This is a genomic window from Salinirussus salinus (assembly GCF_009831455.1).
Classification (GTDB): Archaea; Halobacteriota; Halobacteria; order Halobacteriales; family Haloarculaceae; genus Salinirussus; species Salinirussus salinus.
The window spans coordinates 17,832-32,161 of the sequence record NZ_WOWO01000004.1 but is presented as its reverse complement, the minus strand read 5'-3'; the positions used below and the strand labels follow the sequence as shown (position 1 = coordinate 32,161).

The 14,330-nt window shown below is 71.6% G+C and carries 16 protein-coding genes; 6 read left to right on the top strand and 10 right to left on the bottom strand.

Annotated features, from left to right (window positions below):
- Positions 1-133: 133 nt before the first annotated feature.
- On the top strand, positions 134-1,261 hold the full coding sequence (locus GN153_RS14030) for an ORC1-type DNA replication protein (RefSeq protein WP_159903876.1): 1,128 nt from the start codon (positions 134-136) through the stop codon (positions 1,259-1,261).
- A 15-nt stretch (positions 1,262-1,276) separates the two neighbouring features.
- Here the strand turns inward: GN153_RS14030 and GN153_RS14025 are convergent, their stop codons facing one another.
- Both GN153_RS14025 and GN153_RS17940 read right to left on the bottom strand, forming a co-directional pair.
- Positions 1,277-2,056 (bottom strand): DUF7089 family protein, encoded by a 780-nt coding sequence (locus tag GN153_RS14025; RefSeq protein ID WP_159903874.1) that lies wholly within the window; start codon positions 2,054-2,056, stop codon positions 1,277-1,279.
- Positions 2,056-2,145, bottom strand: coding sequence for a hypothetical protein (locus GN153_RS17940; RefSeq protein ID WP_449329034.1), 90 nt, complete (start codon positions 2,143-2,145; stop codon positions 2,056-2,058). Before GN153_RS17940 ends, GN153_RS14025 begins: the two co-directional genes overlap by 1 nt.
- 110 nt (positions 2,146-2,255) lie before the next feature.
- Between GN153_RS17940 and GN153_RS14020 the strand changes: the two genes are divergently transcribed.
- Positions 2,256-2,498: a hypothetical protein gene (locus GN153_RS14020; RefSeq protein WP_159903872.1), complete on the top strand. Its 243-nt coding sequence runs from the start codon at positions 2,256-2,258 to the stop codon at positions 2,496-2,498.
- A 14-nt stretch (positions 2,499-2,512) separates the two neighbouring features.
- Here the strand turns inward: GN153_RS14020 and GN153_RS17935 are convergent, their stop codons facing one another.
- A complete protein-coding gene (locus GN153_RS17935) occupies positions 2,513-2,851 on the bottom strand; it encodes a DUF7860 family protein (protein ID WP_449329036.1) in 339 nt (112 codons plus the stop codon).
- 8 nt (positions 2,852-2,859) lie between these two features.
- On the opposite strand from GN153_RS17935, the gene GN153_RS14015 reads away from it, so the two are divergent.
- Complete coding sequence (locus GN153_RS14015; RefSeq protein ID WP_159903869.1) at positions 2,860-3,291, top strand: CBS domain-containing protein; 432 nt, start codon at positions 2,860-2,862, stop codon at positions 3,289-3,291.
- 79 nt (positions 3,292-3,370) lie between these two features.
- Positions 3,371-4,096 carry an NAD(P)/FAD-dependent oxidoreductase gene (locus GN153_RS14010; RefSeq protein ID WP_159903867.1) on the top strand — a complete coding sequence of 242 codons (726 nt, stop codon included), beginning with the start codon at positions 3,371-3,373 and terminating at the stop codon, positions 4,094-4,096.
- Positions 4,097-4,125: 29 nt separating this feature from the next.
- Here GN153_RS14010 and GN153_RS14005 read toward each other — a convergent pair whose 3' ends face one another.
- Positions 4,126-5,574, bottom strand: a complete 1,449-nt coding sequence (locus GN153_RS14005; RefSeq protein ID WP_159903865.1) for an MATE family efflux transporter — start codon at positions 5,572-5,574, stop codon at positions 4,126-4,128.
- Positions 5,575-5,704: 130 nt separating this feature from the next.
- Here GN153_RS14005 and GN153_RS14000 point away from each other — a divergent pair, with 130 nt between their 5' ends.
- Together GN153_RS14000 and GN153_RS13995 are read left to right on the top strand one after the other, a co-directional pair.
- Entirely contained in the window at positions 5,705-7,849 is a 2,145-nt protein-coding gene (locus GN153_RS14000) for a S9 family peptidase (RefSeq protein WP_159903863.1), read from the top strand.
- A gap of 52 nt (positions 7,850-7,901) precedes the next feature.
- Complete coding sequence (locus GN153_RS13995) at positions 7,902-8,504, top strand: IMPACT family protein (RefSeq protein WP_159903861.1); 603 nt, start codon at positions 7,902-7,904, stop codon at positions 8,502-8,504.
- Between the two features lie 221 nt (positions 8,505-8,725).
- On the opposite strand, the gene upp is transcribed toward GN153_RS13995, so the two are convergent.
- From upp to hemL, 6 genes are all read right to left on the bottom strand, one after another.
- Complete coding sequence (gene upp, locus GN153_RS13990) at positions 8,726-9,385, bottom strand: uracil phosphoribosyltransferase (protein WP_159903859.1); 660 nt, start codon at positions 9,383-9,385, stop codon at positions 8,726-8,728.
- Between the two features lie 79 nt (positions 9,386-9,464).
- Positions 9,465-10,706 carry an MFS transporter gene (locus GN153_RS13985; protein ID WP_201287922.1) on the bottom strand — a complete coding sequence of 414 codons (1,242 nt, stop codon included), beginning with the start codon at positions 10,704-10,706 and terminating at the stop codon, positions 9,465-9,467.
- A complete protein-coding gene (prs, locus tag GN153_RS13980) occupies positions 10,703-11,545 on the bottom strand; it encodes a ribose-phosphate diphosphokinase (RefSeq protein ID WP_159903857.1) in 843 nt (280 codons plus the stop codon). Before prs ends, GN153_RS13985 begins: the two co-directional genes overlap by 4 nt.
- A 75-nt stretch (positions 11,546-11,620) precedes the next feature.
- Positions 11,621-11,818 (bottom strand): hypothetical protein, encoded by a 198-nt coding sequence (locus tag GN153_RS13975; RefSeq protein ID WP_159903855.1) that lies wholly within the window; start codon positions 11,816-11,818, stop codon positions 11,621-11,623.
- A gap of 68 nt (positions 11,819-11,886) precedes the next feature.
- Entirely contained in the window at positions 11,887-12,720 is an 834-nt protein-coding gene (locus GN153_RS13970; RefSeq protein ID WP_368372794.1) for an HVO_0234 family beta-propeller protein, read from the bottom strand.
- Positions 12,720-14,057, bottom strand: a complete 1,338-nt coding sequence (hemL, locus tag GN153_RS13965; RefSeq protein WP_159903853.1) for a glutamate-1-semialdehyde 2,1-aminomutase — start codon at positions 14,055-14,057, stop codon at positions 12,720-12,722. The genes GN153_RS13970 and hemL overlap by 1 nt, the downstream gene beginning before the upstream one ends.
- Positions 14,058-14,330 lie beyond the last annotated feature (273 nt).

Below are 14,330 nucleotides of genomic sequence, written 5' to 3'. Positions count from 1 at the left end.
CCTTGTCGCTCAAACCTGCGCGGGGTTTATCTGCGGTCGCTGACGCCGGTCGGACCCGGGCCAGCCGCGCCCGGCCGCGACCCGACGGGGCTCCCCAGTAGCGTTAAGTGGCGCGACAGGCTCGGTGAAAGTGATGACCGACGACCCCGAGGAGGGGATGCTGTCCTGGGACGAGTCGGTGTTCCGCGACGAGCGCGTCTTCGAGATCGACTACGTCCCCGAGACGTTCAGCCACCGCGAGACCCAGATGGAGAGCCTGAAGTACGCCCTCCGCCCCGCAGTCCGGGGGTCCCGGCCGCTGAACGTCATGGCCCAGGGCCCGCCGGGGACGGGCAAGACCACCGCCATCCAGGTGCTGTTCGACGAACTCCGCGCCCAGACCGACGTCCAGGCGGTGCGGGTCAACTGCCAGGTCAACTCCACCCGCTACTCGGTGTTCTCGCGGCTGTTCGAGGGCGTCTTCGACTACGAGCCCCCCTCCTCGGGCATCTCCTTCAAGAAGCTGTTCTCGCAGGTGACCGACCGCCTGGTCGAAGACGACGAGGTGCTCGTCGTGGCGCTCGACGACGTCAACTACCTCTTCTACGAGTCCGAGGCCTCCGACACCCTCTATTCGCTGCTCCGGGCTCACGAGGAGCAGGGCGGGGCCCGGATCGGCGTCATCCTGGTCTCCTCGGACCTCGACCTCGAGATCATCGAGGCGCTGGACAGCCGGGTCCAGAGCGTCTTCCGGCCGGAAGAAGTCTACTTCCCCAGCTACGACGAGCCCGAGATCGCGGACATCCTCGCCGAGCGCGCCAAGCGGGGCTTTCACGACGACGTCATCGCCGCCCCGACGCTGGACCGCGTCGCGGAACTCACCGCCGAGCAGGGCGGGGACCTGCGCGTGGGGATCGACCTGCTCCACCGCGCGGGGCTGAACGCCGAGATGCGCGCCAGCCGCGAGGTGGAACGGCAAGATGTCGAGGAAGCCTACGACAAGTCCCGCTACGTCCACCTCTCGCGGCGCCTGCAGGGACTCTCCGACTCCGAGCGGGCGCTCGTGGAGGTCATCGCCGACCACGACGGCAAGCGGGCCGGCGACATCTACGAGGTCTTCCACGAGGAGACCGACCTGGGCTACACCCGCTACTCGGAGATCATCAACAAGCTCGACCAGCTGGGCGTCATCGACGCCACCTACACCGACGTCGAGGGCCGGGGTCGCTCCCGGGAACTGACGCTGAACTACGAGCCCGAGGCGGTGCTGGACCGGCTGTAGCCGGGCAGGGCGCGCTCACTCGACCGTCTCGGCGGTCCTCTCGGCCCACCGGACGGCGTAGTCCGCGCCGTGGTCGCGGTAGGCCGCGGCGTCCAGCGCGTCGAAGGGTGACGGGATGTCGAGCGCGTGCTTGACGCCGCTGCAGGCGAGTTCGGCGGCGTCGGCGAAGCCGGTCTCCCCGCGGGCGACCGCTCCGGGCAGTTCCTCAAGACGGCCGGTCAGCCGGTCGCCGGCGTCCATCCAGGCCTCGAACAGCGGGGCCGTCTCACCGTCTCTCCACCCAGCGAAGATGTCGCGGGTGGCGAGTCCCAGGTAGGCGTCGTGACACGCGGCGGCCACCTGGTAGGTCTCGACGGGCCCGAGCGCGTCCAGGGCGGCGTCGAACTCGGGATAGCGGCCCTGGAAAAAGCCCAGGAAGTGTTCGGGGTCGCCCAGCCCCGCCTGGACGGTGGCCTCGGCGACAAGGAAGTCCGCAAAGGCCGCCGGTGACTCGTCGAGCCGGGGTTTGCAGACGACGACCGGCGGGTCGGTCTGGCGCGTCCAGGCCACGCTGCCGTCGCCGGGCATCCCCACGGTGAAGGTGCCGCTGGCGTACTCCCGGAGGACCTCCGGGGCGTCCGGCGGCAGCCACGCGTCGGGGGCGTCGAAGGGGTCGAGGCCGTCGACCAGCAGGCCCAGGTCCTCGGCCGCGGCGGGGGGGAGCGTCTCGAAATCCTGCTCGCAGTCGAGTACGAGACCGCCGTGTGCCTCGCGGACCGCCGCCACCGCCGGCGCGAGGTCGCGCTCGGCGAACATCAGGCCGCGACGAGGTTGACGAGGATCACGACCGACAGCAGCGCGGCGACGCCGACGGTCCCGAGGACGACCTTCGTTGAGGTGCTCATGCACGGCGGTTCGCGGCCCCGAGTAAAAGCTCCGGGGTTTCGGGGCTGCCCGGGAACCAGCGAGCGCGACGACGGAAAGGCTCTTGTCGTTCAGCCGTCCTCCGGTAGATATGTACGAGCTGCTGGCGGATGCCGGCGCCGAACTGTTCGCCCTCGTGATGTACGGCCTCGGGACGGTCGTCCTGTCGCTGGTCGGGCTGGTCGCCGAGTACAACAGCGTCCAGCAGTATCTCGGCGGTCACCAGTGGCCTGCCGTCTGGCTCGGAGTGTTCGGGCTGGTCGCGCTCGGGCTCGCACTCGACCTGGCCCGCGAGGAGGTCCTGCCGGCGCTGGCGGCGTGGCGGACGTCGTAGGCCTGCGGAGGATGTCATTCGACCGGCGGGAGTTCGACACCGAACACAACCAGTGACAGCAGCCCGACCGGCACGCCGAGGACCTCGGCGTCAGCGAGCAGCATCGTCTCCCACCCAGGCAGGGGGCCGAACAGGGCCGGTCCGACCACTCCGCCAAGCGCTCCGACCGTCCACAGCGCCAGTCCGGCGAGAAAGCCGAGCTTGGCGTTCGGGGCGTAATCACGCGTCGCGTACGTCGGCGTGGTACCGGCCCACCGGCGAAAAGCGAATTCGTTTCGAGCCGACCACCCACCGACTGTGGCGGCTGCTCCCGGGCACGCGGTGCAGTCAGCATTAAGCCGCTGGCGCCGTATCCGTGGATATGGACGACACCCCGGTCAGCGGTATCATGACCAGCCCCGTCCTCACTGTCGACGGGGAGATGACAGTCGTCGAAGCTGCCCGGACACTCAGAGAGGAACACGTCGGCTCGCTCGTCGTCGGCGAGGAGATCGTCGACGGGATCGTCACCGAGGCCGACGTCGTCGCTGCGGTCGGCGAGGAGGTCGACCTCGAGTCGACGACGGTCGCCGAGATCATGTCGGACCCGGTGGTGACGATCCGGCCCGACGAGTCGGTCAGGGTCGCTGGCGAGCGGATGGGGCACAACGGCGTCAAGAAGCTCCCCGTCACCGAGGACGGGGAGCCGGTCGGTATCGTCACGACGACCGATCTGGCCCACTTCGTCCCGCGCAACCGCCTCCAGATGGCCAGCCAGCCCGAACCCGACGTCCGGGAAGGCGAGTACGAGTAGCGGGGCTGGCGCTTTCCGTGCGGTGTCTGCCTGCTGGCGGATGGTCACGCTCATAACCCGCGGGAGCCGACCGACGGGCATGACCCGGTACGACGTGGTCGTCGTCGGCGGTGGTGTGGCCGGACTCTCCGCAGCCATCTTCACCGCCCGCCACGGCCTCGACACGCTCGTGGTCGATGCGGGCGGGTCGTTGCTCCGGCGGAACGCCCACCTGGAGAACTTCCCCGGCTTCCCCGCCGGCGTCAACGGCCGACACCTGCTCGACCTGCTCGGCGAGCAGGCCGAACGGGCCGGCTGTCGACAGGTCGAGGCGAGGGTAGCCAGCGTCGAACAGACCGAGGAGGGCTTCGGGGTCGAGACTGCGGCCGGCGACCGGTACCGCACGGCGTACGTCGTCGCGGCGACCAAGAACGCGGTCGGCTACCTCGAGGGGATCGACGGCGTCGGCATCATCGACCGCGGGAAGGCGTTCATCGACACCGACGAGCGCGGCCGGACCGGCGTCGACGGGCTCTACGCGGCGGGGCGGCTCGCCGAAAAACCCCACCAGGCGGCGGTCTGTGCCGGCCACGGCGCCGAGGTCGGCGTGACGATACTGGAGGACGACGACCGGCCGTTCTACCACGACTGGGTCGCCCCCGAGGGCTACTTCACCGACCGCGACCGGCCGCTGCCGCCGGGCTGTGAGGAGGTCGACGAGGCCGAGCGCCGCGAGCGGGAGGCGGAATCCCTGGCCACGATGCGCGAGCGCTTCGCCGAGCCACACCCCGACGACCAGGTCACGCACCCGAGCCTGGAGGACTGACGTCGCTTGTGAGCGGACCGGGGCGTGACTCAGGTGCTCGCCCGCTGGGCGACGCCCCACCACTTGCCCGACCAGAACCGGCCGGTGTTGACCGCGGCCTTGGCGTAGAAGTCGACGAACAGCGCCAGGAAGACCGCCGTGTATCCCAGGTCCATCCCGGGCGCAAACGAGAAGCCGGCGACCGAAACCGAGACGGTCGCGGGGAGCGCGAGCGCGGCGATGGGGATCCGGACCAGATAGGAGCCCAGCAACTCGGCGTACAGCGGCCACCGGGTGTCACCCGCCCCACGGAGGCTCCCCCGCATCGTCCGGGAGATGCTGAAGCCGGCGGTGACGAGCCCGAACACGCGGATGAAGTCGACCGTGAGGTCGACGTACTCCGTCCCGAAGGCGAGCGCCAGCGGCCGGGCGGCGACGACGAGCACGACCGCCAGCAGGAGCTGGGTCGCCAGCCCGATCCGCAGGGTCTGCCAGCCGTAGTCCGTCGCGTCGTCGCGGTCGCCGGCGCCGATGGCCTGGCCGACGAGCGTGCTCGCGGCGGTCGCGTAACCCCAGGCGGGCATCAGCGCGAGCAGCATCACCCGGCGGCCGATGGCGTAGGCGGCCAGCGCGGGCGTCCCGAGCACGCCCAGGATGAACAGAAAGGGAAAGCGGGCGGTCGACTGGAGCATCCGCATCCCGGCAAGCGGCGCGGCCACACGGACGATCTCGCGGTTCAGGCCGAACTCGAAGTGGGGCCGCGAGAGCGGGAGCGTGACGGCGTACCGGCCCGAGACGAGCAGCGCCAGGAACACGAGCGAGGCCAGGGTGTTTGCGACGGCGGTGCCGATGGCGGCGCCGACGACCCCCAGCGCGGGGAAGGGACCGAGCCCGAAGACCAGCACGGCGTTGAGCACGAGGTTGGTCGGCAGCGTCAGCAGGCGGACGTACATGGGCGTTCGGGTGTCCGCACTACCCGCCAGCGCCCGCGCGGCGACCATCGAGTAGAAGCGGAAGACGAGCGACAGCATCACGACCTGGAGGTAGGCCGCGCCGTAGCCGACGACGGCGGGATCGTCGGTGAGTATCGCCACCATCGGCTCGGCGTAGAGCCACGAGGCGGCCGTCAGGGGGAGGGCGATGGCCGTCGAGAGCAGCAGCGACTGCTTGACCGCGAGGTTCGCCCGGCCGCCCCGCCCCTCGCCCTGGAGCCGGGAGACGACGCTTATCGTGCCGCTGGTCAGGGCGAGCGAGAGCCCGAAGCCGATGAAGTAGTACTGGAAGCCGATCTCGAGGCCGCCGATGGCGGCGTCGCCGAGCGCGATCCCGACGAAGAGGAAGTCGGCGATCCGGAGCAGTACCCGGAGCCCGCCGGTGACCATCACCGGCACGGCCAGGTCGAAGGCCTCGGTCGCGCTGGAGCGCTCGACGACCCCCAGCCGGGCCAGCGCCGACGGGAAGCGGTCGAGGACGTCGCGCACGCGACTGCGGACACTCATCCCTCCGGCACGTTGGCCGCCGGTCACTCCTATGTTTTGTTCCCTGTCTGCGGGCGGGTACGCGCCCGCCGTGGACACCTCGCCCGCCGGGTCCCGAACGCCTTTGCCGGGTCCGTCCCCAGCGGCGTCCATGGAACGGATCGAGGCCACGGACTTTCACGACCTCGCGGGGGTCACCGAGCCCCGCGTCGCGCCGGGTGGCGAGCGCGTCGCGTTCGTCCGCGCGGAGCCGAGCGAGGAGGGGGACAGCTACGAGGCGACGGTCCACCTGGCCCCGACCGGCGGCGGCCAGCCCCGCCGCTTCACCCTCGCGGAGGGGGTCGACAGCCAGCCCCGGTTCAGCCCGGGCGGCGACCGGCTGGCCTTCGTCTCCACCCGCGGGGCCGACGACGACCGCCCGCAGCTGTGGGTCGTGCCGACCGACGGCGGCGAGGCCCGCCAGGTCACCGACGTCGTCGGCGGCGTCGAGGGCATCGCGTGGGGGCCGGCGGGCGACCGGGTGGCGTTCGTCCAGCGGGTCACCGCCGACGACCGCGAGGCCGACCGGGACCTGTCGGTCCCCGACGACTACGAGCCCGAGCCCCCGGACCCGCGGGTGATCGACCGGACGGTCTACCGGTCGATGGAGGAGTACTTCGACGGCCGCCGCGGGCAGGTCTACCTCGCCCACCTCGGCGGTGCGCCCGAGGACGCGCCGGGGCCGACCGGCGGCGAGGGCGACGAAATCGAGCGGGTCACCGACGCCGACCGCGACCACGCCACCCCCGAGTTCGGCGACGCCGACACCCTCTACTACACGGTCCGGGACGGCGAGCCCGACCCCGACGACTCGAACGAGCACACCATCGTCGCCTACGACACGGCGTCCGGGGAGCGCGAGGCACTCCACACCACGACGGCGTGGGCGACGACGCTCGCGGCGACGGGTGACGGCCGCGTCGCCTACACCTACGTCGAGGACGACCGTGCCTCGATGCGTCCCGTGGAGGCCCGGGTCTACGAGGTCGAGGCAGGGGAGGTCCACACCCCGATGGCCGCCCTCGACCGGACGCTGAGTTTCGACCACTCGGTCCAGTGGGGGCCCGACGACGAGTCGCTGTACCTGGTGACGCCCGACGAGGGCGCGGGGGCGGTGTGGGCGGCTCCCTGGGACGGCGACGGGAGCGACGCCGAGCGGGTCGTCCGCGAAGCGTGGGCCAGCGTCGACGGCCTCCACGTCGGCGAGGACCTGCTCGCGGTCGTCCGCAGCGAGTGGGACCACCCCGGGGACCTGTACGTGACCACGCCCGGCGGGACGGAGGAACGCCGGCTCACCCGGGCAAACGCCGACCTGCTGGACGACCGGGCGGTCTCCCGGCCGGAGGAGGTCTCGGTCAGCGTCGACGCGGCGGATTGGGGCGAGAGCAGCCACGAGGTCCAGGGCTGGGTGCTCACGCCGCCCGATTTCGACCCCGACGAGACCTACCCGCTGGCGGTGGAGGTCCACGGCGGTCCCCACGCCATGTGGACCACGAGCGGGACGATGTGGCACGAGTTCCAGACGCTCGCGGCCCGGGGCTACGTCGTCTTCTGGTCGAACCCCCGGGGGTCGACGGGCTACGGCCAGGACTTCGCCGAGGCCATCGAGCGCGACTGGGGGGCCGTGACGGCCGCGGACGTGCTCGCGGGCGTCGACGAGGTGACCGACCGCGCGTACGTCGACGGCGACCAGGTCTTTCTCACCGGTGGGAGCTTCGGCGGCTTCATGACCGCCTGGCTGGTCGGGCACACCGACCGCTTCACCGCCGCGGTCTCCCAGCGCGGGGTCTACGACCTCACCGGCTTCTACGGCTCGACGGACATGGCCTACAAGCTCGTCGAGGGCGACTTCGACGCCGTCCCCTGGGAGGACGCCGACTTCCTCTGGGAGCAGTCGCCGGTCAGCAGCGCCGACGCCGTCGAGACCCCGACGCTCGTGCTCCACAGCGAGGACGACTACCGGACGCCGGCCTCCACGGCCGAACTCTTCTATCGGGCCCTCCGCAAGCACGGCATCGACACCCGCCTCGTCCGCTATCCGGACGAGGGCCACGAACTCTCCCGGTCCGGCCAGCCGAACCACATCGTCGACCGGGTCGAGCGCATCGCCCGGTGGTTCGACGGCTACTCCGAGTACCACGACACTCCACGTGCACTCGACCGCGAGGACGAGGCGGGGCTGTCGGCCGGCGAAGAGGACGGCGGGGACGGCGACGGCGCCGGAACCGGAGACGGAGAAGAGGGAGCCACCGACTGACGACGGGCCGGCGGGCGAAACCCACAACCCCGCCGGCCCCGCAACGGCGGGTGTGACCGAGCGCTACCGGACCGTCGCCGGCCGCGGACGGGCGGCCTTCGAGATACGGGGCTCCGAGTTCCTCGGCCACGTCGCGCCCGTCGAGAGCGTCGAGGCGGCGGAGGACTTCGTCGAGGCGGTCCGCGAGGAGTACGCCGACGCGACCCACAACGTTCCCGCCTACCGGGTGCGGGCCGCCCCGCTGCGGGAGTACGAGAGCGACGCCGGCGAACCCACCGGCAGCGCCGGCAAGCCCGCCCTGAACGTCCTCCAGGGCGAGGAGCTGGAGAACGTCGCCACGGTCGTCACCCGCTACTTCGGCGGGACGGAGCTGGGCGTCGGCGGGCTTGCCCGGGCCTACGGCCGCGCCGTCAAGGAGGCCGTCGCCGACGCCGGGACGACCGAGCGTCGCCCCCGCGAGTCCTTCGCCGTCACCGTCGACTACGACGACTCCGGCAGCGTCCGGGGACTCCTCGAGGGTGCCGACGCCGACTTCGAGGCCGACTACGAGGAGCGGGTCCGGTTCGACGTGCGGGCGCCCGAGGCGTCGGCCGCGGACCTCCGGGACCGGCTGCGAAGCGCCACCAGCGGCCGCGCCGAGATCGACCGCGAGTGACTGGCGGACGGCTCTGTCCAAGTCACGACCCCCCACCGGAGCGAAAGTAGTGGCCCAAGCGCCTGCGACACCGGAGTCGTGCGGTTTTCCACCGGAAGACAGGGGGTTAGATCCACGGGGTACTCCGGCGGCTGTGTTCAGGTAAGGGCGTTTGTGGACGGGTCCCTGGGACCAGCAGGAAAGCCTCCGCTCGCTCGGCTGTTGCGGACTGCCGGGGCAGCTCACTCCCCCTCGGTGCCGAAGGCGCGGTCGCCGGCGTCGCCCAGCCCGGGGACGATGTAGCCGTTCTCGTCGAGGCGGTCGTCGACGGCCACGGTCGCGACCTCCACCTCCGGGAACGCCTCCCGGACCCGCTCGATTCCCGCGGGGGCACTGACCGCCGAGAGCGCGAGCACCTCGTCGGGGTCGCCGGCCTCGTCGACCGCCTCCAGGGCGGCGACCATCGTGCTCCCCGTGGCGAGCATCGGGTCCGCGACAACGACGGTATCGCCGTCGACGTCGGGCAGTTTGACGTACTCCACTTCGACGGGGAAACTCCCGTCCTCGAGCCGTCGGCTCTCGTCGCGGCTCGCCGAGAGCACGCCCTGTCTGGCCCGCGGGAGGCTCTCGACGAGGCCAGCCACGAAGGGGGTCGCGGCCCGGAGGACGCTCACGAGCGCGACGTCCTCCGAGCGGACGCGCGTGCCGGTCGTCTCCGCCAGCGGCGTGGTCACGTCGACGGTCTCGGCGGGCAGGCGGTCCGCGAGCGCGACCCCGCAGACCCGCCCCAGGTCGTTCAGCCGGCCCCGGAAGGCGGCGTCGTCGGTCTCGACGCTGCGCAGGTCGGTCAGACAGTCCTGTGCCAGGGGGTTCGCGACGACGGTGACGTCCTCCTCGTCCATACCGGCTGCTGGGACGGGGCCGGCTTAGCTGGTGTGGTCGGCCGAGAGGGTGCGACGGTTCGGCGCGTCCATCGACGGTTCACGCCCGCAGGTACTGGCGAACGAGGATGAGGCCGGCGAGGGCGATGGTCGCCGCGAGCACCCAGAAGGCGACGGTGTAGCTGTAGAACTGCGCGAGGACGCCGACCACACCCGGACCGGCGGCGTTGGTCGTCAGGAAGAGTCCCCGGGCGGCCCCCAGGTCCCCGCCGACCGAGCCGTCGGGGGCGGCGTCCATCACCACGCTGTCGACGATGGGGAACTGGGTCTTGTAGCCGACCGCCATCACGACCGTGCCGGCCGCGACGGCGGCGAGCGAGCCGGTCAGGAGAACCACGGCGAGCCCGGCGACCGAAAAGAGGAGCGCGCCGATGCTCACCAGCAGGCGGGGGTACCGGTCCGAGACCGCGCCACCGACGGGTTTGGTGACCATCCCGACGACGAACACCAGCGCGTAGACGCCGCTGGCCAGCGTCTCCGAGAACCCGTTCACCACGAGCAGGGTCGGGAAGAAATTGATCAGCCCGCCGATAGCGAAAAAGAACAGGGCGTAGGCGGCCAGGCGCTCGCGCTGGTCGCGGGTGGCGACCACGCGGCGGACGGTGTCGCCGACCGCCAGCCGCTCCCGGCGGAGGATGTAGGATTCGCGGTTCCAGACGACGAACAGCGCCCCCATCAGCCCCAGGCAGACGAGTACCGGGACGAAGGCGGCCCGCCAGGTCGTCCCGATGACCAGGATGGCGAGCCCGGAGGCCAGCAGCCCGCCGATGTCGGTCCCCGCGGAGTAGATCCCCAGCGCCCGGCCCGGCCGGTCGGCAAAGAGGTCCGAGAGCAGCGCCCGCGAGGGGCTGGCAAAGAGACCCTTCCCGACCCCGACCAGCAGGATGCCGACGAGAAACAGCGCCGGGTGGACGGCGATGCCCACGAAGGCAAAGCCAGCGAGGATGACCAGGAATCCGGGGACCAGAAGCGTCGCCCGCGACAGCGAGTCGGAGTAGGTTCCGCTGGGGTACTGGACGAGGGCGTAGACCAGCGTGAAGGCGGCGAGCGCCAGCCCCACGGCTGCCGAGGACAGAGACAGCGAGGCCTGGATGCGGGGCAGAAGCGGCGGGAGCAGAAAGCGGCCCCACTGGAGGGCTGCCCAGCCAAGCGAGACGACGGCGAGCATCCGCCACCGGTAGCCCGAATCGGCGGCCACGGTGGCGTCGCTCGTGGTCTCGGCGCCGCTTCCAGCAGTTGCGTCGACGGCCGACCCGCCGGCAGCGTCGGGGCCCGACGTCACAGCCGGTCGGCGACCGCGGGGGCGACACTCACTTCGCTCACCGGGCGCTCGACGGTGTCGGTCGCGTAGACGGCGTCGACGCCGGCCCGCCGGAGTTTCGTGTAGGCGTCGCGGGCGAACAGGGCGTGGACGCAGGCGACGGTCACGCTCGCGGCGTCGCCGGCCATTCCGGCGATCGCCTGGCTCATCGTCGACCCGGTGGCGACGATGTCATCGACCAGGACGACGTCGCGGCCGCCGACGCCCGTTCCGGCGGGCTCGACGGTCACCTCGCTGCCGGAGTGGCGGGTCTTCTCGCAGTGGTCGACCGCCCCGCGGCCGTAGGCGTCTCGCACCGTCTCCGCGAGGTCGGCCGCGCCGGCGTCGGGGGCCAGAAAGAGCGGCTCGGTCAGGTCACCGAGCGGCTCGGCGAGCAGCCCCGCGGGCGCGACCAGCTCCGCGGGCACCTCGAAGTGCTCGCAGACGCCCGGCTCGTGGGGTTCGACGACGAAGACGCGGTCGGTCCCCGTGGAGAGGGCCCGCGCGACCGCCCGGGCGGAGACGGGCTGGCCGGGCTCGAAGGCCTCGTCCTGGCGGGCGTAGCCCATGTAGGGGAGGACGGTCGTCACCCGGCTCGCGCCGGCCTCGCGGGCGGCGTCCTGGAGCTGGAGGAGTTCGACGTGGGCGGCGTCCGAGACCGTCGAGGCGACGACGACCGCCTCGTCGAGCTCCGGCGGGTCGAGCTCGACGAGCTGTTCGCCGTCGGGAAAGCGGTCGCGGGAGGCGCCGGCGAGCTCGTGGCCCGTTTCGGCGGCGAGCGCGGCCGCCAGGGACTGCGAGCGCGAGCCGCTGAGTATCATTACCGGGGAGTCGCTACCCTGCCTAACGGGCCTTTCGGATCCGGCGGGCGCCCGGCTGGCCGCGGTCGCCTCCTGTCAGTCCAGCAGCCCCATGTCCTCGGCCACCAGGTCCTGCAGCTCCGCGGCGAGGTCGGGGTCGACCTGCGCGCACTCCTCGCCGCCGTGGCGGTTCTCGTTGTGTCGCTCCAGCGTCTCCGCCAGCGCCGAGAGGGCAACGTCCGTCTCGGTCCCACACTCCGGGCAGACGACGGGGACCTGCGGGTCGTCGGTCATACCCGGGCTTCGGCGGGCGGGCTCAAAACGCTGCGGAAACGTGCCGGCACTCAGACGGGTTCAGGCGGCTACGGGACCGCGAGCCGCCGGACTTCCCGCACGCCCAGCGCCCGCGAGCGCCAGCCGCCGCGTCCGTCGGGCGTCTGCTCGGGGTCGGCACGCACCAGCAGCGTCCCCGTCGCCGTGACCGCGTAGACCGACTCGCCGTAGGCCACGTCGACGACCGGCTCGTCGGTCGGCGCGTCGGCTCGCTCCCAGCCACTCTCCCGGCGGGTGAACAGGCCACCCCCGGCGACGGCGTGGGCCCGGCCCCCGCCGGTGTCGGCGGCGACTGCGGTGTGCTCGCCCCCCCGGAGCCGCCGGTCCGGGAGTTCGTACAGCCCGTCCGGGCAGGCGGCGTAGGGGCCGGCCGCGGCGGCGTCGGTCGCCGCCCCCTCCCGGATCCGGTCGAGGCCCTCCGCATCGACCCGGTAGACGCCGTCGCCCGCCGCCAGCAGGTCGCCGTCGATGGCCCGGGGGTCGTCCACTGTCCCGACCGGTTCCCACTCGTCGCCCCGGAGAGTGGCCACCTCGCCATCGGGGGCAGCCGCGAGCGGGCGCGGGCCCGTGCCGGCTGCCCCGGGGGCCAGCCCGACGACCGCCGCGGGACCGAAGCCCGTCGGCTCAAACCCCTCGCCCGTGCCGACCAGCACGTCGTCGTCGGTCGCCACCAGGAGGCGGCCGTCGCGGCCGGCGACGTCGCGGACCTCGTCCCGGAGGGGGAGTTCGAACCGGCCGACCTGGTCGCCGGCGACCTCCACGCGGGTCAGCCCCATCCCGCCGGCGACGTAGACGACCGTCTCCCCGCGCTTGTCGCCGTGCATCCGCTTCTCGTCCAGCGCGATATCGTCGTCTCCGGGCACTACAGAACCTCCTTGTAGGCTTCCAGCGTCTCCTCGATGTCCGCCTCGGTGTGAGCGTCACAGACGAACTGGGACTCGAACTGGTTGGCGGTCAGGAACACGCCCCGCTCGCGCATCGCGGGCCAGTGGAGTCGCTCCCAGCGCTCGGTATCCGCGCGCTTGATGTCCCCGCCGGTCTTCGGGCAGATGTCGTACCGGGGGCAGGACTCCCGCTGGCGACAGCCGGAGCCGCACTGGTTCCCGAGGTCGTCGGGGGCGTCCCGGGTGAACACGGTCTTGAACATCGAGTCCGTCCCGACGACAGTGTACGCGGGGGCCTGGTCGGCACAGATGTCGGTCAGCCCCTCCCGTAACTCGGCGGCGAGGCTGTTGACGTGGTCGTAGACGTCGTGTTCGGCGGCGTATCTGAGGGTTTCGAGGCCGGCGGCCATCGTCACCGGGTGCCCCGAGAAGGTGCCCGACTGGAACACCTCCCCTGACGGGGTGAAGTGCTCGATGATCTCCGTCTTCCCGCCGATGGCGCCGACCGGGAAGCCGCCACCGACGATCTTCCCGAAGGTCGTCACGTCGGGCGTGACGCCGAACTTCCCCTGGGCGCACTGCAATCCCCCCACGCGGAAGCCGGTGATCACCTCGTCGAAGACCAGGAGCGCACCGTGCTCCTCGGTCACCTCCCGGAGCGTCTCCAGGTAGCCGTCGACGGGGTGGACGATCCCATAATTTCCCAGCACCGGTTCGGTCATCACCGCCGCGACCTCGTCGCCGTGTTCCTCGAAGACCTCCCACACCGCCTCCTCGTCGTTGAAGGGAACGGTGAGGGTGTGCTCGGCGAAGGAGTCCGGAATGCCGGGGCTGGAGGGGTGAGTGTCGCTGCCCGCGCCCTCCACGAGCGTCGATTCCTGAGCGCCGTGGTAGCCGCCCTGCATGATGACGACCTTGTCCCGGCCGGTGTACCCCCGCGCGAGCCGGACCGCCGACACCGTCGCCTCGGTCCCCGAGTTGACGAAGCGGGTCATCTCCACGCTGGGGACGTGGCGGGCCAGAAACTCCGCGAGTTCGACCTCGACCTCGGTCGGGGCGCCGTACATCGGCCCCTCGGCAGCGGCCTGCTGGACGGCCGCGGTGACCGGGTCGGGGAGGTCGTGGCCCAGCAGCAGGGGGCCATAGCCCATCACGTAGTCGATGTAGCGGTTGCCGTCGGCGTCGACGACGTGGCCGCCGTCGCCGCGTTCGATGAAGAAGGGGTAGGGCCGGACCGCCCGGACCGAGGAGTTGACGCCGCCGGGCATGGCGTCAAGCGCGCGCCCGTACAGCGAGCGGGACTGGTCGTCGTTCATACTGTGAGGTTCGGCTCGGGGGGAAAGAAGCTGACGCGTCACAGGTCAGTGGTGTTTCGTTTAGCAGAGACGGGATTTACCCCAGCAAGAAAGCCCCGACCTGTTCGACTCGGGGGGCTCTCACGGTTCCCTGTGGTCACCGTTCGAGCAGGCCGAGGTCTCCCTTCGGTCGACCTCGCGCTCGCTGCGGTCCTCACTCACTGCGTTCGTTGCGGTCCTTACGTCGCCCGCCGTCCTCAGAAATCTCCGATTTCTGATGTGCTCCGAAATCGC